At 47.7% G+C, this 20,205-nt stretch carries 18 protein-coding genes; 9 read left to right on the forward strand and 9 right to left on the reverse strand.

Features of this window, described 5'->3' with window-relative positions; genetic code table 11:
• The first annotated feature begins 167 nt into the window (after positions 1–167).
• On the forward strand, positions 168–1,412 hold the full coding sequence (locus tag H6F73_RS19980) for an NAD(P)/FAD-dependent oxidoreductase (protein ID WP_190760508.1): 1,245 nt from the start codon (positions 168–170) through the stop codon (positions 1,410–1,412).
• A 95-nt stretch (positions 1,413–1,507) separates the two neighbouring features.
• Here the strand turns inward: H6F73_RS19980 and H6F73_RS19985 are convergent, their stop codons facing one another.
• The 3 genes from H6F73_RS19985 to H6F73_RS19995 form a co-directional block, all read right to left on the reverse strand.
• On the reverse strand, positions 1,508–2,260 hold the full coding sequence (locus tag H6F73_RS19985; protein ID WP_190760509.1) for a HEAT repeat domain-containing protein: 753 nt from the start codon (positions 2,258–2,260) through the stop codon (positions 1,508–1,510).
• Positions 2,261–2,463: 203 nt separating this feature from the next.
• Complete coding sequence (locus tag H6F73_RS19990) at positions 2,464–2,970, reverse strand: GNAT family N-acetyltransferase (RefSeq protein WP_347239577.1); 507 nt, start codon at positions 2,968–2,970, stop codon at positions 2,464–2,466.
• Positions 2,970–3,209: a hypothetical protein gene (locus H6F73_RS19995; RefSeq protein WP_190760510.1), complete on the reverse strand. Its 240-nt coding sequence runs from the start codon at positions 3,207–3,209 to the stop codon at positions 2,970–2,972. The genes H6F73_RS19990 and H6F73_RS19995 overlap by 1 nt, the downstream gene beginning before the upstream one ends.
• 444 nt (positions 3,210–3,653) lie before the next feature.
• Between H6F73_RS19995 and H6F73_RS20000 the strand changes: the two genes are divergently transcribed.
• Positions 3,654–5,090: a calcium-binding protein gene (locus H6F73_RS20000; RefSeq protein ID WP_190760511.1), complete on the forward strand. Its 1,437-nt coding sequence runs from the start codon at positions 3,654–3,656 to the stop codon at positions 5,088–5,090.
• A 172-nt stretch (positions 5,091–5,262) separates the two neighbouring features.
• Here the strand turns inward: H6F73_RS20000 and H6F73_RS20005 are convergent, their stop codons facing one another.
• Both H6F73_RS20005 and H6F73_RS20010 read right to left on the reverse strand, forming a co-directional pair.
• Positions 5,263–6,768: a phenylacetate--CoA ligase family protein gene (locus tag H6F73_RS20005; RefSeq protein ID WP_190760512.1), complete on the reverse strand. Its 1,506-nt coding sequence runs from the start codon at positions 6,766–6,768 to the stop codon at positions 5,263–5,265.
• A gap of 416 nt (positions 6,769–7,184) precedes the next feature.
• Positions 7,185–8,225 carry an aldo/keto reductase gene (locus H6F73_RS20010; RefSeq protein WP_190760513.1) on the reverse strand — a complete coding sequence of 347 codons (1,041 nt, stop codon included), beginning with the start codon at positions 8,223–8,225 and terminating at the stop codon, positions 7,185–7,187.
• Positions 8,226–8,790: 565 nt separating this feature from the next.
• On the opposite strand from H6F73_RS20010, the gene carA reads away from it, so the two are divergent.
• The 5 genes from carA (at position 8,791) to H6F73_RS20035 (ending at position 12,891) form a co-directional block, all read left to right on the forward strand.
• On the forward strand, positions 8,791–9,945 hold the full coding sequence (gene carA / locus H6F73_RS20015; RefSeq protein ID WP_190760514.1) for a glutamine-hydrolyzing carbamoyl-phosphate synthase small subunit: 1,155 nt from the start codon (positions 8,791–8,793) through the stop codon (positions 9,943–9,945).
• Positions 9,946–10,109: 164 nt separating this feature from the next.
• A complete protein-coding gene (locus H6F73_RS20020; protein WP_199330668.1) occupies positions 10,110–10,469 on the forward strand; it encodes an STAS domain-containing protein in 360 nt (119 codons plus the stop codon).
• Positions 10,470–10,826: 357 nt separating this feature from the next.
• On the forward strand, positions 10,827–11,231 hold the full coding sequence (locus tag H6F73_RS20025; protein ID WP_242072578.1) for a ribonuclease III domain-containing protein: 405 nt from the start codon (positions 10,827–10,829) through the stop codon (positions 11,229–11,231).
• A gap of 307 nt (positions 11,232–11,538) precedes the next feature.
• Positions 11,539–12,507: a 23S rRNA (guanosine(2251)-2'-O)-methyltransferase RlmB gene (gene rlmB / locus H6F73_RS20030; RefSeq protein WP_347239587.1), complete on the forward strand. Its 969-nt coding sequence runs from the start codon at positions 11,539–11,541 to the stop codon at positions 12,505–12,507.
• A 99-nt stretch (positions 12,508–12,606) separates the two neighbouring features.
• Positions 12,607–12,891: a DUF1816 domain-containing protein gene (locus H6F73_RS20035; protein WP_190760517.1), complete on the forward strand. Its 285-nt coding sequence runs from the start codon at positions 12,607–12,609 to the stop codon at positions 12,889–12,891.
• A gap of 182 nt (positions 12,892–13,073) precedes the next feature.
• On the opposite strand, the gene H6F73_RS20040 is transcribed toward H6F73_RS20035, so the two are convergent.
• Positions 13,074–13,937 carry an alpha/beta hydrolase gene (locus H6F73_RS20040; RefSeq protein ID WP_190760518.1) on the reverse strand — a complete coding sequence of 288 codons (864 nt, stop codon included), beginning with the start codon at positions 13,935–13,937 and terminating at the stop codon, positions 13,074–13,076.
• 639 nt (positions 13,938–14,576) lie between these two features.
• On the opposite strand from H6F73_RS20040, the gene H6F73_RS20045 reads away from it, so the two are divergent.
• Positions 14,577–14,825, forward strand: a complete 249-nt coding sequence (locus tag H6F73_RS20045; RefSeq protein ID WP_190760519.1) for a DUF1816 domain-containing protein — start codon at positions 14,577–14,579, stop codon at positions 14,823–14,825.
• A 128-nt stretch (positions 14,826–14,953) separates the two neighbouring features.
• Here H6F73_RS20045 and H6F73_RS20050 read toward each other — a convergent pair whose 3' ends face one another.
• Genes H6F73_RS20050 through hetZ form a run of 3 tightly spaced genes read right to left on the reverse strand, consistent with a single transcriptional unit; the run spans position 14,954 to position 19,476 of the window.
• Entirely contained in the window at positions 14,954–17,266 is a 2,313-nt protein-coding gene (locus tag H6F73_RS20050; RefSeq protein ID WP_190760520.1) for a DUF3488 and DUF4129 domain-containing transglutaminase family protein, read from the reverse strand.
• Between the two features lie 55 nt (positions 17,267–17,321).
• On the reverse strand, positions 17,322–18,341 hold the full coding sequence (locus H6F73_RS20055; RefSeq protein WP_190760521.1) for a hypothetical protein: 1,020 nt from the start codon (positions 18,339–18,341) through the stop codon (positions 17,322–17,324).
• Complete coding sequence (hetZ, locus tag H6F73_RS20060; protein ID WP_190760522.1) at positions 18,334–19,476, reverse strand: heterocyst differentiation protein HetZ; 1,143 nt, start codon at positions 19,474–19,476, stop codon at positions 18,334–18,336. Before hetZ ends, H6F73_RS20055 begins: the two co-directional genes overlap by 8 nt.
• Before the next feature lie 193 nt (positions 19,477–19,669).
• Between hetZ and H6F73_RS20065 the strand changes: the two genes are divergently transcribed.
• Positions 19,670–20,158 carry a hypothetical protein gene (locus H6F73_RS20065; protein ID WP_190760523.1) on the forward strand — a complete coding sequence of 163 codons (489 nt, stop codon included), beginning with the start codon at positions 19,670–19,672 and terminating at the stop codon, positions 20,156–20,158.
• Positions 20,159–20,205 lie beyond the last annotated feature (47 nt).

Below are 20,205 nucleotides of genomic sequence, written 5' to 3' on the forward strand. Positions count from 1 at the left end.
CGGGTTTCACCGGCAGAATCTGTGGTTAAAAAAAATCCAATATCCCTAAAAAAACGAATAACCCTTTCAATCCAACCGCCCCATCGCACTCAAGATTTGCGACAATAAAAAACCGCACAAGCAAATTTCCTTCGTGCATCCAGTCCCCAAAATTAGTAGGTATCGCCTTGAGTTCGCAATCTTTAAAAGTAGTTGTAATTGGTGGAGGTGCCGCCGGCTTCTTCGGCGCGATCGCGTGTGCCAAAACTCATCCTCACACCCAAGTTACCCTACTTGAAGCAGGGCGGGAACCCCTAGCCAAAGTTCGCATTTCCGGCGGAGGACGGTGTAACGTCACCCATGCCTGCTTTGAACCGGCCTTATTAGTGCAAAATTACCCCAGAGGCGGCAAAGCCTTGCGGGGCGCATTCACACGGTTTCAATGTCGCGATACCGTTGCCTGGTTTGAAGGACGGGGAGTGCAGCTAAAAACCGAAGACGATGGGCGGATGTTTCCCGTAACCGATGACTCCGCCACAATTGTAGAGTGTCTGATGCGGGCGGCTCACGGGGCCGGGGTAGAATTTCGCAACGGCAGCCAGGTTAGTTCCATCTATCACTCCCCCTCCCCTTCCTTTAAAATTGAATTAAAATCCGGCGAAACTGTAACCTGCGATCGCCTCCTCCTCGCCACCGGCAGCAATCCGATGGGTTACAAATGGGCCAAAAATTTAGGCCATCAAATTGAGTCACCCGTGCCTTCTCTCTTCACCTTTAACGTGCGCGATGAGCGACTCAAGGAATTAGGCGGTGTATCCGTTGCCAACGCCCGCGTGCGCCTACCGGCAGCCAAATTAGAGCAAACTGGGCCGGTACTCGTCACCCACTGGGGATTAAGCGGGCCGGCTGTACTCAAACTCTCCGCCTGGGGTGCCCGGTTTTTGCACGAGTGCCGGTATCAAACCTCTTTGCAGATTAATTGGTTGCCGCAGTACAAAGAAGAAGAACTGCGTCAAATGTTACTGCTAGTAAAGTCACAACTTCCCCGACGTGCGATCTCAACCAGTTGCCCCGTTCCCATTCCCCGCCGGCTTTGGGAACGTTTAATTGATGCTGCCGGTATTGATAACGAAAAACGCTGGGCAGAACTTCCCAACAAATCCTTAAATGAACTCATTCAACAACTCATTCAAGGCAAATACGAAATCACCGGCAAAGGCATTTTCAAAGAAGAATTTGTTACCTGTGGCGGCGTTAGTTTAAAAGAAATCGATTTCAAAACAATGGAAAGCCGGCATTGTTCAGGACTTTACTTTGCCGGTGAAATTTTAGACATTGATGGAGTCACCGGCGGCTTTAACTTCCAGAGTGCCTGGACAACAGGTTGGATAGCCGGTCAAGCAATGGGCAATACCCAATCACCCAACCCTTAACCCATCTGCGTTTATCTCTGTATACCTAACAGCAGACTACCGCAACATCTGCGTTTATCTGCGTTTATCTGCGGTTAAAAACTCTTCCGGATCTCTTAAACCAGAGGCCAACCTTCAAGTTCCAACTCCTCAATCAGCTGTATACCACGCGGATCACCTACACGTAACAAAGAACCTTTCGCATCTTCCCGAACACCCATATCTTCATCTTCCGCAAAAGCCTCAATTAAGGCATCAATTGCCGTGGCATACACCACATTAGAAGGCAATTCACGACATAATTGCCCCAACGCCCAAGCACAATTACTCCGCACCGCCGGCATCGGATCTCGGCGTAAAGATTCAATCAGTGGAGGAAGGGCAGCAATCACCGTATCGTAACCCACCGAACCCATTTGGCCAAGCGAACTAGCCGCCCACAGGCGCACCGCAGAAATATCTGTTTTCAGTGCATCCAGCAAAGGCACTAACGACCGGCGATCTCGGCAATTTCCCAGCGCCCAAACCACGCCCTTACGCACGTAGCCATTCCAATCTCGATTAAGCTGTTCTATCAGCGAATCTACCGCATCTGGACTGGGATTGCGCCCCAAAGCATAGCCGGCGCTCACCCTAACTAACGGGCAAGGATCTTTTAACAGCCGAATCAGATGGGGAATTGCCCGCTCATCCTGAATTTCACAAAAAGCCCGCGTAGCCAGCATCCGCTGTTGGGAGTCTGGCGAGTTCAAAAGTGGCAGCATTTCCTCTGGATCGGGTTTGGGAGGCTCTGCCTCTTCCATCAGATCCAAAGGACTTTCCAGTTCTGCCTCAATCGTGAGGCCACTCAAGTCATCGTAATCGTCCATAAAAGTAACTTTACCGCACGAAGCGCACTGCTATTATACGGTTTCAGCTTCGATTCGCGACATATCAACAGAGCGGCTTCAGCAGCTTAGGGGAAGTCTTTGATTCTTTCAACCTGAAAATAGGATTGGCACATCCGACACAAGGCAGCAGGAAGCAATCAGCCCAGACTTACGCACAATAGCAATTATGCGTAAATCCTGTTCTATTCCCGATTCGGTTGCAGAAGTTTTAACATCCACAGAGACTGGGTTTGATAGCCCAGCTTTTCGTATAGATTCAAAGCAGGCTGGTTCTGCACAAAAACTTGCAGCGCAATTTGATGATCTCCGCGTTCTTTTGCCCAAGCTTCAGCATGAGACACTAATGCCCCACCAATGCCGCGACGCCGGTGTTCGGGTACGACATACACCATAAAAATGTGAGCGTGCCGATCCCCGCTCACCTGATCGATGGCATTTCCCAGCCACAAACAACCCACAGGGGAAGGATGACGGGCGAAGGGAGGGGGATAAAATGTACTGTCCGCTTCATCCTGGCGATCAACCCACCAAAGCGGCGTTTTGCTAGAAAAATACTGTTCAACCGTTAAGGCTAAATGGGAAAAATCGTGTTCTGGATAAAGCTCATGGTAAGTTCGCTGCATGAACTTTACGAGCAATGCCCGATCTAGCTCAGAGCCGGTACGCAACGTGTATCCCGGTAACAACACTAATTGACTCTCACCTTTAAATTTGGTGTTGCTGCTAAAGCGTCTGGCAAGCCGGCATCGGCATGGAGCGAGTTCAGGGGTTGGATTTGTGCGCTCGATGTTTGCGGTGTGACTTCTTCAACGGGTGCCGGTGCTGCCATATCATTCGGCAAAAAGCTGCGAGCAGCCACTGCCACCAGTGCCACCAAAAACACTAACAAAATTAAAAACGGGGCGATGTACTGACGGAAAATTGCCATAGTTATTCGAGTTTGGGGTTTGGGGAATGCTGTAGTTCGTCGCTTTTACGCAATCAGAAAAGCAAGCTCAAGATTTGTAAAGCTCTCTTTATCTATTTTACAACTGGTCGCCACCGGCATTGCGATCATCCCGTCTGAGAGGGGGAAGATCAGAAATTTTGCTCGTTTGCGAAATGATTGCCTATTTTGCGGCTACCAAAAACGCTTAATTGTTAGCGGCGTAACCATTTAAACTTCACGCATTCGCGGATCTAAAATAAAATGGGCCGGCATTAGGGCAGTCACATAGGTAGAAAACGCTGCGGAACAAATCTGAAAATTCGCTTAGCATCCCTCATGCCGGTGCCGGTAGCAAAAAGATAAAAAGTTACTGCCTATAATGTACAATTGCTGAATTTAAAGCGACAAGAACCATCCCAACGCAATAACAGAGGAAACTAAGCCATGAGTGCATCACCGGCAGTTTATGAAGCTCTCGCAAAGTCAATTGTTTATGTGGATGATAAACCAGAGTTTCAAACTCAAGTTCAAGGTTTCCTAGCTGCCACCGGCTATACAATTGATCAAGTATTTGACGATCCGCAAACAGGTCTTCATGCGATTGGTTTAGTTTCCGCAACACCAGATAGACCCCCCGTTCTTGTCTTTCGCGGTGCCGATTCTCCTGTCGATGATATTGTACTATCAGACACACGGGGAGTAGGTGTTAGCCAAATACAAGCTAATCAAGAAGCGCTACAAACTTGGCTGACACAAATTAGCCAAGATACCACGAAAAATCCCAATAAATTACTGGCTGATGTGACGGGTCACAGTTTGGGGGGTGGCTTAGCGCAAACAACAGCGGCTGTATTTGTATCTGTTGTCGGAGATACCATTACTTTTAACTCTCCAGGGGTGAGCCAGACAGCAGCCAATGCTTTTATCCAAAATGGAGGAGCCGATAAAAAGGTCACTCACTATATTGTGAATGGAGACTTTGCTAGCCTTGTTGGTCAAGCTTTTCTCCCCGGCACTGTCATTTTACAATCCTTTACAGACCCAAATATTAATCCGCTAATTGTAAGGACTAAGCATCGAGTGGAAGGTTTACTAACAAACCCTCCTGCCGGTTACAGTCAGCGGGAAATATCTATTGAAGAATTTAACAGTTCTTCTTTTACTTTCACCGACGATCCTGATTTTCAAGAGTTTACCGCAGCAATGTCGGTTTCCCTTCCTCAACTGGCAACATTCCTTAACTCAAGATCCGCCGCAGAAAGTTATAGAGTCACGCCAGGATTCTCTTATTTTGGATTACTGAATCAGATAGATACAACTCTCGATTTGTCTCAGAATAATTATCTAGATGGGTATGCTTTAAACAATACGGCTTTATCGCTGGAAGGCAATGACACAGTAATTGGGAATGAGGGAAATGATACTCTTAGTGGCAATCAAGCTGATGATATTTTGAGTGGTGCCGGTAGAGATGATATTCTTTATGGCGGTCAAAATAATGATGTCTTATTCGGTAACGAAGGGACTGATTATTTATCTGGAGATTTAGGGAATGATAGCCTTTACGGCGGCAAAGGAAGTGATACCTTACTTGGAGGTGAGGGTGATGATATTCTTAACGGAGAATCGGATAGCGACTTTTTAACCGGCGGCAGTGGTTCCGATCAGTTTGTCCTATCTTTAGGGGAAGGAACCGATATCATCGTCGATTTTATAAAAGGTGAAGATTTACTGGCTTTATCTGGCGGGTTAACTTTCAGGCAGTTAGTAATTGCAGCAGGAGAAAATTCAACTTTGATTGCTTCTAACGGTCAATTTATTGCAAATATCGTTGGAATTGATCCCAGCTCAATTTCAGAAAGTGATTTCGTCCAAATTTAACTTTTAGATTTTGGCTGGAAAACTTGAGATAGAGGCGTTAGGCATCAATTTTTATTGAGTATGCCGGCAACACCGAAGTTACAGGCTAAAATTCTGGTAGTTATGTTCTTTGATTTGGGCGCACACACGAATGCGCCCTTATCCCCATATTTATAAATCCTTAAATCGTAACTCACCCGCGCGTGTAACGATGCTTGACTCCAACCGGAAAATATTCGGGATCGCCCGTGGGTGTTAGGGTGATTTGCGGGGTTTGGTAATCTTCTGGGACATAGTTTGCAAACTCACTGTTGAGCCGGCACAGGTGAGTTAAAATAGAGGCCGCGATCACCTCCTGCTTTTCTTCAGTCGCTTCCACTGCCGGCGCTAATTCCACCACAACAGATAACCATCGATTTTTATCAGCGTCTTCTTTTACTTGCAAGACAAATTTACCCGTTACCCAATCTTGAATGACTGGCTGTTCTAACCCAACTGTGACATTTTCTGGATAAACATTTGCCCCGAAATAAGAAACTGTAAAATGAGAACGCCCAAACACATAAACAAACGGTAAAGAATAAATGCCTCGCTCACTTTGAGATTGTAATTCAGCCACGGGATCGAAACCCCAGTCTAAAAGAAACTGCAGCATTTCAGAATAAGAAATAATCCCACCGGCATCAGAAATGTGATAGCGAACTAAAGGAATACCGTTGTCACCAGAAAACAGCAAAGTGCCATTATCTACCTCAAAAAAGCGACTCAAGGGATCATACTGTACCAGCGTTGGCAGGCGAGACTCCCCAAACAGGGAACGGGCGACAGTGGGATGATTTGCCAAAAACCGGCGAATGCAAATACTCAGCGGTGTCTCATTGCCTAAAACACCGGCATCTGCTGTCCCGTAAAGGGAAGCAAAGTCATAGCAAGGACTTAACGAACCCATGCGTTCCCCTACTAAAGTCCGCCACTCTTCGCTAAAAACCTCACCTGCCATCACTAACTTAATTGCATATTTATACCACTCGATGCCTTGGGCGATGCCGGCATCAATGGTATCTTTTAAAAACGGTGGATAGCCTAAAAGTACGACTTGATCAAATGCCGGTGCGAGTTCTTGTACAACTCGAAAAATTTCTGTTTTATTGTTACCTGGAGTGATCACAGTAATCGGATAGCCTTTGGCAGCAAGATGCCGGCAGCAGCTAGCGGTATACATCCCTCCTACCCAAGTTCCCAAAGCAAAACAAATGACAGCTAGTGTGTGGCGGCTATCGGCTTGGAAACTGTCACGAAAAATTTGCTCAAACCGGCTGGCAATTTGAAATTCATCCGTAATAAAACGGGGCCAAAATGTGGGAGTGCCGGTTGAACCGGAGGAAACAGCGATCAGATCGCAACTTTCCAATTTTCCATTACGACAAAGTGCGGCGAGAGAGTGCCGGCGCAAGTAATTTTCTTTTGTTGTTAAAGGCAGTTTTTGAAAATCTTCAAAGGTTTTAATCGAAGTTGGATCAATGCCTTGTTCATGCAGGAATTCTTGATAAGCCGGCACAGTTGCAACCACTGAATGAAACAGCTTTAGCGCGGCTGCCGATGCATTTTCTTTTGCGCGTTCTTGAAGCAACGTTTCCACCGGCATATTTAAAAACGCTTGCAAACCCGCCAACGCCCGCTGTTTTTGTTCTTCCTGCATTTCCCAAGTCCTCTTATCTCTGCTTTGCCGGCAACTTTTTCTCCATCTTGCTCAAGATGATAAACAGGTAAGTCTCAATAAACATCATTGCGTAAAAAAATGTAACTCAACCGACTACCAGATTTACCTGCATCGGATAGCCGATTAGCGTCAATCAAAAAAAGATGAGCAACTTTGCATAAAACGAGCAATATCATATAAAAACTTAAACATTATTTTATAATTAATTAATTTCTGTAAATTAGTTTTGACGCTTATTTAATCTTTCAAATTTTCTAATAATTTAAAAGTTTTACCCAAAGAAAAGCAGGGTGATACCAACTAAATGTTAGAGTTTTAACGATGACGCTCTATTCCAGCCGGCGCACCCGTCTAAACTTGCTTTCGCACTTTAATTTTCATTCTCCAAATAGCGCTTACCCCAACCACTCTGGATTCTTCGCTGTACCGTCAAATCGGTTAGACGTCTTATAAAGCTCGTATTCACCTTTTAAAGCCGCCTCGCGAGTCTTAGCTAACAACGCCGACACTTGTTCTTGACTCATCGGCTCAAACGTGCGTACCGCCTCGAAGGCTTGCTCTAGAATTTCCATCTTCTCAATGCCGGTAATAACTGTTGAAGTTGGCAAATTCATTGCGTAGTGGAGGCACTCAATTGCTTTAATTGTATTGCTCTTTAAAATGTAGGGATCGCCCATCGATTTCATTCCCAAAACCCCAATTTCATCTCTGACAAGTCTGGGTAAAACTTCACTTTCAAAACTGCGAAAATGAGCGTCCATTGCATTAAGCGGCATCTGCACCGCATCAAAACGGAAATTATTTTGATCGGCGATTTCCAGCATTCGGAGATGAACAAGGGGATCTTTATGTCCGGTAAAACCAATGTAGCGAATCTTGCCGGCTTTCTGCGCCGCCACCACAGCCTCCATCGCACCGCCGGCAGCAAAAATGCGATCCGGATCTTCCAGGCGAATTATTTCATGATGCTGCATCAAATCGATATAATCGGTCTGCAAACGTGTTAGAGACTCGTCAATCTGTTTAGCCGCAGCCTCTTTCGTTCGCCCGTCGATTTTAGTCATTAAAAACACCTTATCACGGTATCCGTTTTGAAGCGCTTTTCCCATCCAAATTTCGCTCTTTCCATCATGATAATCCCAGCAGTTATCCATAAAATTGATGCCCCGATCAATGGCACTGCGAGTTAGTTTGATGCTCTCTTGCTCATCTGGTATGCGTCCAATATGATGCCCGCCTAAACCAATTAGGGATACTTTTTCTCCTGTGCGCCCTAGTGTCCTGTATATCATCTCCCCACTTTTAGTTTGGGCTGGGGTGGATTGTTGTTGGGCTAATAGCGATTGGCCAAACAACCTGTCTGAAGCGGCAAGCCCTGCGGCAACCAAACCAGAGGTAGAAGCTACTTTCAATAAATCTCGTCTGCTGATATTCATCGCTGTCTCCTTCTAAGGAAGTATCAAAACTCATCCTCACAGGATTGCACGATGACATCATGTGGTGCATCTAACTATTGAAAGAGAACAGCCCTTGCTTTTGTTGCAAATATTTTTGTTTGTTGCTGAATCAGATTACTATTTAAGAAGCAACTGTCCCAGTTAGAGTGGGCAGCTATAAAAATTTTTATAAAATCTAGATACTTTTAATAAAAGTTATAGACGCGAGCGAGACGTTGGCGCTGACGCGAACACACTCTGGAAAAATATTACGAATAATTTAGGATTGCTTTATCCTCAATATGAGCGTTAAAAACTTGAGTTATCCCCCTCATTTACATATAAAATAGGAATATTCTCAAGAAAATACGACGGCTAAAATCCTTGATTGAACGGAAAAAAGTCAGGTTCAAGCCGAAAGTTTGTGTCTAAACACACACAAGCCAGAAAGCCACTGTAGAGGAATTTGCGATCGCTCCATCATAATCGCTCCTCCCCAGCGCCACACACTCTCTGCAACTCATGGCATAATAACGCCTTAGTGCAACTAAGCTTTTGACTGTCTATGCCGCTCTCTGCTGCTCAACCGGCCCTTCTCGTACTCATCGATGGAACTGTTTATCGCGGTTGGTCTTTTGGGTCCACCGGCACTACCGTCGGAGAGGTAGTCTTCAACACCGGCATGACCGGCTATCAAGAAGTTCTGACTGACCCCAGCTACTGTGGCCAACTCGTCACGTTCACCTACCCAGAACTCGGCAACACCGGCGTCAATCCCGAAGACGAAGAATCCAACCGCCCTCAAATTAGAGGAGCGATCGCTCGCAACATCTGCAGCCGACCTAGCAACTGGCGATCCACCCAATCCTTAAGCGACTATCTCAAAGAACACAACATTCCAGGAATCTACGGGATCGATACCAGAGCACTCACCCGCAAAATTCGCTCGGTGGGAGCGATGAACGGGGCCATTTCCAGCGAAATCCTTGACCCGACAGAGTTGCTGTCAGTGGTGCAGGACGCGCCCAGCATGAATGGATTAAATCTGGTTCCTGAAGTCACCACCTCTAAAACCTACGAATGGTCAGAAGCCACCCAAGGAGTCTGGGAATTTAGCGACACAACCCAGCCTGCCGAGGAACAGTTAACCGTTGTCGCCATTGATTTTGGCATCAAACGCAATATTCTGCGGCGTCTAGCTAGTTATGGCTGCCGGCTCATTGTCGTGCCGGCAAACACACCCCCAGAGGAAATACTCAAACACAACCCAGACGGCATTTTCCTCTCCAATGGCCCAGGCGATCCGGCTGCTGTCAAAGAAGGCATTGCCACCACCAAAGCCCTGCTGAACAGCCAGAAACCTGTATTTGGCATCTGCTTGGGGCACCAAATTCTCGGCCTTTCCCTTGGTGCGGAAACCTTCAAACTCAAATTTGGCCATCGGGGTTTAAATCAACCTGCCGGTTTAGAACAGCGGGTAGAAATTACCAGCCAAAATCACGGGTTTGCTATCGATCCCGACTCCTTAGCCCCTGAAGTAGAAATTACCCATCTCAACCTCAACGATCGCACCGTAGCCGGTTTGCGTCACCGTTCGCTGCCCCTGTTTTCTGTCCAATATCACCCAGAAGCCAGCCCCGGACCGCATGACGCCGATTATATGTTTGAACAATTTGTCCAAACCATGCGAGATGCCCGCAAAGCCACAACCGCCTCTTAAACACATCAATGAACAGAGAAAGTGATAAACATAAGTCAGTACCGTTTAGTGCCGGCTTTTTTATCATGAGCAGGGCAGTAGACAAGACACAAGAAAGAATCTATACTGGAGCGTCGATTTGAGGAAGATGCAGCTAGGAGGGAGCTATTGCTGAGCCACTAACCTTGACCGTAAGCCTCAGAGGCACTCGCGAAGTCAAGGAGAATTACCAACTATTCCGACTCACCGGCTTATTAGACGCCTTCTCCGAAGCCACCTTTCGGAGGGTTATTAGCAAGTGTATTGAGGACGGTCCAAAGCACATAATTTTGGATCTCTCTCAAATAGACTTTGTTGACAGTTCCGGTTTGGGCGCTCTGGTGCAGCTCGTTAAGAAAGCCCAAACCGATGAGGGCACATTGCAAATTGTCACCAATCCCAGGGTGACTCAGACTGTCAAGCTTGTTCGCTTAGAGAAGTTTCTGTCGTTGCAGCCTTCGGTTGATGACGCCTTAAACAACATCAAGCCGCCCAAGTCATCTTGACTTATATGGAGGAAGCGAGCTATCCAGTTTTTTGCTGGATAGCTTGTTTGTGCCGGTTCCATCTGCCACTTTCTAGGAAAAGCTAAGGCTGAAGCGCTTTTGCGGGAAATCGAGTCTCGTGCGTCAGTGCCTAAACAGTGTGCAATCCGCACTGCCGTCAAAACCGCAGACTCAATATAATATGAGGTAAGTAACAACTCTAATGTCATTAAATCAATCAACATCAACGCGGAGGCTAGGGCTATCAGCCATTTAATGAAAGGTCAGCTCAGGTGATAGCTTGTGAAGCATATAGGCAGGATCATGTCATCAAGCCCCGATGAAAATCCAGCGCCGAGTCTGGCCAATATAGGGTTCATGCAGCTGCCTCCGGAAACCTTGTCATGGGCGCAACTTCAACAAATATCACCGGCAGCCTTAGCCTATTTAGGGGACGCCGTTTATGAACTCTATATCCGCAAATGCTATCTCATGCCTCCCAGGCGTTTACAAACTTACCACAACCAAGTCGTTGCTCAAGTGCGAGCAGAAACTCAGGCAAGGCATCTGCGCCGGCTTGAACCTCACCTCACAAGCACAGAACTAGACATCCTCCGACGAGGCCGCAATGCTGCCCTCGGAAGGCCCAAGCGGGTTGCTCCAGAAATTTACCAACAGGCAACCAGTCTGGAAGCCTTAATTGGATATTTGTACCTGAGCGATCCCCAACGTTTAACCCACCTGCTAGCACAGTTGGAACTTGAACCCACATTAGCTGAATAGTTAAAGGTTTCCAAAGTCTGACGCGGATCAAACTTTAACCCGGATAATTCTGTTGAAGTGGCTCAAAAGTCAGGAATTCATCACAAAGCTCGACAAGTCAGGAATTCAGAACGCTATGCCAGAGAAACCGCAAAACCCCTCCCCCAGAGGCAACCTCCATCGCAACAAACTTTCCCTCAAACCCAAGTCTAAGCGGGTCATAACCACCCCAACTTCCAGCAATTCCGAGACAAGAGGGGATCGCAAACCCAGAATCACCCCCCCAACTTCCAGCAATTCCGAGAGAAGAGGAGACCGTAAACTCCGCATAAACACCCCAACTTCCAACACTTCCGAGAGAAGAGGTGACCGCAAACCTAGCATAACCACCCCAACTTCTAGCAATTCGGAGAGCAGGGGCGACCGTAAACTCACGATTCCAAGCAGGCCGGCTCAGGAGAGAACGTTCCAAAGCCGGCAGCGACACGTCATTGAGACGCCTCTTCCGCCTTCAGAGGAAGAAGCCGACTTGATCTATGGTCGTCATCCCGTTCTCTCGGCTTTAGAGAACCAGCGCCAACTCCACCGGCTCTGGATAACGCCCCAACTGCGCTACGATCCCCGCTTTCATGCCTTGATCCTCCAAGCCAAAGATAACGGCACCGTCGTTGATGAAGTTGAGTACCGCCGGCTCGACCAAATTACCCAAAAAGCCAATCACCAGGGCGTTGCAGCTCAAGTCTCATCCTACGACTACTACGAGCTAGGCGATCTGATCGCCCAAGCCAAATCTGCTTGCGATCAACCTGTGATTATTGCCGCTGATAGTATTACCGATCCGCACAATCTTGGGGCAATTATTCGCACGGCTGAAGCTTTGGGTGCCCAAGGGTTGGTGATCCCACAACGACGCGCTGTTGGTATCACTTCAACTGTGAGAAAAGTGGCAGCAGGCGCTTTAGAAAATTTTCCAGTTGCAAGAGTTGTCAATCTTGCTAGAGCCTTGGAAGAATTAAAAACAGAAGGCTTTTGGATTTACGGGACGGCGGCCAAGACTAGCCAGACGGTACACACGGTAAAATTCACCGGCCCGGTAGTCCTAGTCGTTGGCTCTGAAGGAGACGGTTTGAGTCTTTTGATACAGCGTTGCTGTGATCAATTGGTTTCAATTCCATTACAGGGAAAAACGCCCAGCCTTAATGTCTCGGTTGCTGCCGGCATGGCGCTTTACGAAATTTATCGCCAGCGATGGGCTAGTACGTTTTACCTTGATTCTTTCAAAAAAGAAAACAATTGAAAAAACAAAAGCAAGATAGTATAACAAAATGTAAAAGATAACAAGACTTCTTTGACCGCGTAGCACTCTCACGAACCCTTGGTAAATAGGCAAAACACAATGAAAGAATTGATGATTAGCTTGCTTAACTTCTTTGGTTGGGCTTTCTGGGTTGAGGTCGTTACCGAAACCCCCCGATGCACCTACTACTTTGGCCCTTTCATGACTAAGAAAGAAGCTGAATCTGCTAAGGCAGGATACATGGAAGATTTGCTCCAAGAAGGCGCTCAGGGCATTACCGTGAAAACTAAGCGGTGCAAGCCCCTCTATCTCACTGTTTATGACGAAATGGGGGAGATGCGTGATCGCAAGCGCAACATCCCTGTTTTTAGCAGTCAACCTTAATCGGTTGAGCCATCGCAGCAGCGAGTTGAACAAATTGTGGGTGAGGCCGATGTTCGGGCATAGCTGTTTAATCTGAGCTACGCAGAACGTTGGGTTCTGCTGAATTAGAGGTTTAGCCAACCGCTTTTCTCTCGTGACTCAGCAAGCGCTCGAACTTTTTGTGTGAGGAGATTCAGCCTCATTCAGACATCTGTTCCTACCACTTGTGGATGCACAGCCATCCAGCAGTCAATGTCGGATAAAACTTGGTCGGGAATTTCCCAAGGAAACAGGTGAGCTGTATTGGGATAGCAATGAGATTGGCAATTCCTCAGATGTTGAGCGGTTTCTAAACTCGACTCAGGGGTAATGTGGCGATCTGCTGCTGCGGCGAGCACTAAACTTGGACATTGAATCTGGGGCAAAACGTCGAGCCGGTTGTAACCAGAGCGCAGCGCTTTCTCAAGTGCCCGTCTTGCCGCACCAGACGTTTTCAAATACGCGGGCAGTCCTTCATCGGCAATGTGCCGGTAAGCAGTGGCTGTGTGTTGTTGTATCAGATAACGGAATAACGAGCGCTTGCCAAACGTGTCAATATTCCACTGCCAGCCTGGACTCGCCCGGTTCACGATCCCAGCCACTCCAGTGTAGAGCAAATCTTGCCAGGTAATCGGCGGATGGCTGCCCCTAGGCCGTGCGGCGGTGGCCACTAAAATCAGGCCGGTGACTCGCGCCGGCAGCCTCAGCGCTAGCTCAAGCGCTAATATTCCGCCCAAAGACCATCCCAGAACCAAGCAACGCTCGATGTTCAATCGGTCTAAAAGCGCTTCGAGATCGAGCAGGTGATCGGTCATATCAAAGTCATCACTCGCCAGACTCTTGCCATATCCTCGCAGATCGGGAGCCACGGTTTGGAACCGTTGAGATAAATGCTTGGTAAAAACGGCCATACTAGGGCCAGAACCGGGATGGCCATGCAAGCACAGAATGGGGAAACCTACCCCCTGAATGTCAACATTCAGTTGAGGGTGATCGCTTGGATGCGATTTTATGTGGGTCTTCTGCATGGTTTGGCTGAATGAGGAGATAATTTAGCGATGTTGTGCCGGTGGCGATTCATTGATTTCGCTCCACCGATCCCAGCCGCTCTATTTGATTTCTAGCACTTAATGCTGAAAATTGCCAAAAAGGGATATTCCACACCGGCCTTGTTTAATGTAAAATTTTGTAAAGTTTTAGGTTCGGATCAAACCAGCCAGACAAACTTCTATCCCAATCAACCCTTATCCTGTTTAAGTTCAAGAAGGCAATGTGGCTGTCAAATTACAACCGCCCAAACCAATATTTCAACTAACCTTTATTCAAGATGTCTTCTGCAAATCTATCGTTAGGGGGTTCTTGGATGGACATTCTATAAATAATAATGTAGACACTCGTTTAATTGCTCGTAAAAAATTGAAATCGCCTCTGACTCGCCCCTTCATGAATCAAACTTTTCAGCTATCTATTAGCGATAAAAAAAACTGGGAATTAGTGCTTTACTATTCAAAGTTTTGTCAAAAAATATTACTCAGGCAATTTATAACTGAAAAAGACAATATTATTTTAGTATCAAAATTGTCTACTTTTTATAGGCAATTCAGTATTTTTAGTCATTAATCGAAAATTTAATTAAGCGGTTCAGCAAAAACCTTGAGGGAACCTCCATGAATTTAGCCAAACAAATCGAAGAAATTTTTACGGTTTGCTTAGAAAAACTAGAATTAGCTTGGTGGGTGGAAATTATCACTTGTCAGCCGGCCTGCACTTACTACTTTGGCCCTTTTATCACGGCCAAAGATGCTGAACTCTCTCAAAACGGTTATATAGAAGATTTAGAACAAGAGAAAGCCCAAGGAATTGCCGTTAAAATTAAGCAGTGCCAGCCAATGGATCTAACGATTTGTCAGGATTAATATAGAGTTTGAGCGTGGCTGGAATTGTAACGTTGCCGGTACTTCCAAACTCGGCAATGTTACGATTCCAGTCAAGTCAACATTTTTTCTAAATCCACACTAACTTGAAAGTGACATAAATTCACAACTCAGGATTTAGAACCTTTACGGGGTGACTTCTTTTTCAACGCTTGTAAACGTTCGCGCAAGTCATTGACATTTGCAGTATGACCCCCATAACGCCAACTGACATAGGCGTGTGTAATTTCTTCAATTGTTTGGGCCAACAGGCCAGAATGCTGCTGCTGCGACTCGTGGGCATATTCTAAAGGCGTTTGAGCAGGGTGCTTGCGGAATCCTTGGGTCGATAACCAACTGAGCATTTGCTGATAAAGACGTTCCATCGGAGGCAACTTAGCAAGCCATTGCCGGTACCGCCATGCTCGCCACTGATTCCAACCTAACCAGCCTAAAAAGCCCAGGCAAATCGCAAAAAGCAGGCCCATAAATAAACCGCCCCAGCCTTGAGAAAAGACCCCCCACAACCAAGCAACTGTTGCAAGTAGCCAGCCGATCAATCCACCGAATAAGGAGTTTAAAAAACCAGCCACCGGCGAAGGTAGCCAGCCGGCAACCCAATTCCAGAACTGACGCAACACACTAAACGTTTGGTTTTCTTCAATCGAAGGCGGAATCAATTCATGACCGGGGATGGGATCAAAAGCAAACCAGCCGTGATTGGGGAAATACACCTCCGTCATCGCGTAGGCATCTGTGTTGCGGACAATATAGAAGCCGGTGAAAGGATTAAACTCTCCAGGCGCATAACCGGCCACCAGTCGCGCCGGAATGCCGATCGAACGCAGCATCACCGTGAGAACTGTGGAGAAGTGGTCGGGATAGCCTCCTTGATATTTGAACAAGAAAGCTTCCACCATATCTTCATCTTCCTCGAAAAACGGTAGATTTGGCTCAATTGCATAGCGCTGCTTTACCGCTTGGGCGAGATAAAGCGCTTTTTCATAAGGAGAAGTGATGGGTTGGGGCGACCGTGCTAATAATTCCTCAGTATGTTGCCTGACCTTACTCGCAATTTTCGGAGGAACTTGCAGGTAATAATCTCGGATGTCCTTGTAGTTACGGTTATTAGGAGCCAGGGGCTTTGCTTTGCTCAACACCGCACGGTTGCGGTAGGGCACTTGAGAAATCACACTGTAGGTAAGTCCCTCGCCCAATCCAACCGGCGCTCGTAACCCCCCTTCTGTATCCACCGCTATTTCCTGGGTGGGAAAGTAAAGTTGCCGGGGTTGGGACAGAACCGGAATCAGGTTAGGCATATCCGAGATAACGGTATAAGTCTGGATGACCTCCTCAGTGCGATTAGCCGTAGGCAGTATACTCAGAAAAAATTGATAAGTCCAAGAAGGTCGATTCACCTTCTGCGTTGTCTCGTTGCGGGAGATTTGCCAACCTTGGCCGGTGTATCGGTCAAACGCTAGCACTCGCAAAAATCCCTGCGCTTGAGAGCGCACCCGCATCACCACTTGCGGTTTCATTTCACCCCGCAGGTTTAGGTTCATCTCGGTGTTAAAGCCAGAGTAAAAGTTCTCATCAAGCTGCCCTGGCCCGCTACCTATCCCTTGCCCAGTGCCTTCATTTCCCGCTCTTGCAGAACGCGGATTGAAAATGCGGCTGCTATCAAATTCGCCCTCAAAATTTATCGGGGCGCTCACCGGAAATGTCCGCAACTGGTAACCGGGAAAGCGGGGCAGCAAGGCAAAAATTCCCAAACCCAGCCCAACAATTAAAGTAAAAAGTAAAAGGTAAAACGTAAAAAGTTTTCGAGTTTCTTTTGGCTTTCTTTTGACAGTTGCCTGTTTGCTTTTGCCTGGGTCTAACCCCAACCGTGAACGGTAATCGAGGACTAAAGTGGGCAGAGCTAGCGCTAAAAAAAGCAGCAAGAGTGGCCCGAACGCTAACGTTTCAGAGATGGTGCCGGCAACCCCTAACAGAATCAGCCCAATCACCATTGAATAGCCCAAATCCTTGCGGCGCGGCAGGTCGAAGCTATGAAGTACCTGCAGTTGAATGAGCAACTGAGCCAACACCAAGCGCGTATCATTCGTTGCGTTAATGGCCGAGGCAAATAGACCCTGAAAGAACAGCGCCAAAGCCACGAGCATTCCGATTGCAATTAAGAATTTAATCGGCACATTGGGCCGGCGACGCCGATACCAACTCCAAGTGGCACCCGCAATGCTCAATGGCACCGCCCACAGACTCAGCTGAGTCTCGCCGGCAACATCAGTGGCCACAATCCCAACAATTACAAGCGCTTGCACCAACACCCGCAGCAAGATAGAGTCCTCTGCTACTGGTGCCGGCACCGCCTGCAGACGCCGCCGCAGATTGCCCAACAACGGAGCATTTCGCAGCTGCCGAAGCCCTGACGAGTTAGACATAGTCAATTTTTGATTTTGGATGCTTTTTCAATCTAAAATCAAAAATCGAAAATTGCTATAAAGTGGGGCAAACAGCCAACATCAGAGGTTTGTTTTCCAAGTTTTGAAAACGCACTTCTAACGAATAAGTCTGGCCCGGTTGTGGGTCGAATATTTCCACACTCAAGCACCCACCATCAGGGCGCTGTGCAGTTGCCAGAGCTTGGCCGCACCTTAACTGCAAGCTGCCACCACAAGGCAGTTGGCTTTGAATCCGGAGACGGGGAAACTGACCTTCCGGTTGATATTCTCCGTCCAAGCTCAGTACACCAGCCGCAGTTAGCCATTGCCTTTCCACCCTCAGCTGAGCCGGTGAGACTTTCAGCGTCAGATTGCCCACGATCTCCCGCGCCGCCAGGAGTGACAGTAAGATCTGTTCAGCCTGAGTTGCAGCTTCGTAAGTATCGGGGAAGGAAAAATCGTAACCACCACGAGCCGGTCCCAGCAGCATTTTCCCAGCGATATTGTTTAGTGTTTGGGACTGATCGGGAAATAGGGCTTCCACAGCACGCACCAGCTTTACCCCTTCCCGCAGAGAAGATTGCACCAACTCCTGACATCGATCCAGAAGTGGGGCTAAGACGGTTTCCGGAACCCGTACCGGCAGTTTGAGCGTTTGTAGTTGAGCAGTCCATAAAGACTGTTCGGGAACTTGCGCCTCAAATCCGCAGTCAGGATATTCCGACACCTCAGTTTCCCAAGGAAAAAGCGGCAGCTTCTCTTGGATCTCAATTTGCATTCGACGCTTCAGCAGCGCGTGAAAACGATCTTGCACGGCAGGTATGTCTCCCAGTTTGAGTTGTTGACCACCTCGATCCGGGGGAAGGACTTGCGATGCACGGTGATTAGAGATTGGGGGGTTCTCCTCTTCCGAATCCAGGGGGTCTATGTCAGCCAACTCCAGGTCTTCTACCCCGTCATCGCCCGCAGAAGTCCCTGAGCTGGAGAAGTCTCCAGCCTGGGGAGAGGCATTTATGGGGGGATCCTGTAACAGCCAAGCGAACAAACTTTGTAGCGCTTCTGAGTCTCTATTCATTAGTAGATGTACCCTCTCCGGACACTAAACGATTGCGAATTTCCCAGGCTTGCTCCAGCAGCTTAAACCACCTTTTCTGCACCTGGTTAACTGTACAACCCAAGATTTGTGCGATTTCCGTATCAGCTTTTCCCTTTTGTTTTAACCGTAGCAGTTCAGAATTTTCTTGACCAATTTTTTCGTGCAACTCCTGCCACTGGTGTGGCACAAGCCCTAGGTTTTTCTCCAAATCTGCTTCCAACCACTGATGGACGAGTTCCCAGCGATGGCGAAGTGCAAACCGAATGAGGTGATATTTGAAACGCTGCTGTAAATAATCCCGCTGCCTAGGTGTCAACCCTAGAATAGTCTCAATTTCGTGGGTTGTTAAATCTTGCAAGCGCAGCGAAAAGTAATCGGCACAGTCGTTTCGCTGATTCTCTTCTAGGTAGGCCATTAATTCTTTAATGACCTCTTGGCGCAGATCCTCAACCATCGGTTCAGGTTCTTTAGCAACCATCAGCTCTCGCACTTGCTGTACAGAGGTGTCGTTCCACGTCTGATCAGACTCGACACCGGCTCCCTCTGCTGCCTGCTCCATATCTACAGAGGTTTCTAGCGGCTGCTGTTGTGAAAATGTTTGCGCCCGTAGAATAATCAACTGCTGGCTGCGTCCCCCGCGCAAAGGAATGCGCCGCTTACCATAGCGCTCTACGAAGGCCATATATTCGGAGAGTTCTAACAGCGTTTTGGGGCTGTAAGTCGCGCTTAGCTGGGCCTCCCGCCGAAAGGCATTTAAGGCTTCCAGATAAAATCCCTGTAAAAAATCTTCAATCAGGGTTAGCCGCGCTTGATAACCGGCTTGTGCTTGGGGAGGTGTAATGTAACGATAGACAATGGCACTGAGGGTGCTGTGTAATTCGACTCGTCCTTGACGCGACCCCAAGGCGTAATAGTTAAGACATTGCTGTAAGCGATGCCGAGCCAAAGTTGTCGCCCAGACTTCTACCTCTCCGGATGCCTGAATGCGCTGGCTTTGGTCGCAGATCCGAGTGACTTCTTCGGCGATCCGCATTGCCACATCTCGGCAGTTGTGCTCAGATGCACGAGTGGACTGTTTGAGTTCACTAAACAGCAGCTGAAATATTGCTTCCACGCCCTGGCAGCTCTCCCCTTTAATGGTTAATCGCTATCGAAAACCCTAGCACAAGCTGTTGAAACTAAACTTATGTGGGTTTAATTAAAGCGGCAATTAAAATGCCACTTTCACCGGCACAGTATGCCACGCCCCTCGGCTGATAATTGCTTGTCCCGTTACACTCAAAGTATAGAAGCGCCTCAAAATTCAGATGGATTTAGACCAACAAATTCAAGCCCTCGTGGACAATGCCCCCCAAGATGGCAAAACCCCCCAAATTGTAGCCGTGATCGCACCGGCTCTGAAATGGCTGGCTGCCCAGCTGCGCCATTCCCAATACTACATCCTGCAAACCCTTGATCATGATTGGGTCTTGACCACTTTAAGCAATCGTGCACAACCCAATGTCGAAAAACGTGCGATCTATGCCTTCCCTACCCTTAAAGACGCCGCTACTGGAGCCTTTGCTCCCCAAGATCCGCAAGTGATGGCGCTGCCGGTTCCTGTCACCCACATTTTGTTTCAAATGGTTGCTCTCGATACGGTGGACAGTACGGTTTTTTTTGAAATGCCTGGAGCACTAGACTCGGCGACTGAAGTTCGACGCGAGGATGTGCAAAATCTCATTCAGTCGCTGTTGCAGCAATATGTATCAGCACCGGCACCGAATTTTAACGAGATTCCCCCAGATATTGCCTGAGGGAATTTAGCCTGGATTTTAGATGCACAGATTGTGACAAATCTGCC

Source organism: Microcoleus sp. FACHB-68 (genome assembly GCF_014695715.1).
Classification (GTDB): Bacteria; Cyanobacteriota; Cyanobacteriia; order Cyanobacteriales; family Oscillatoriaceae; genus FACHB-68.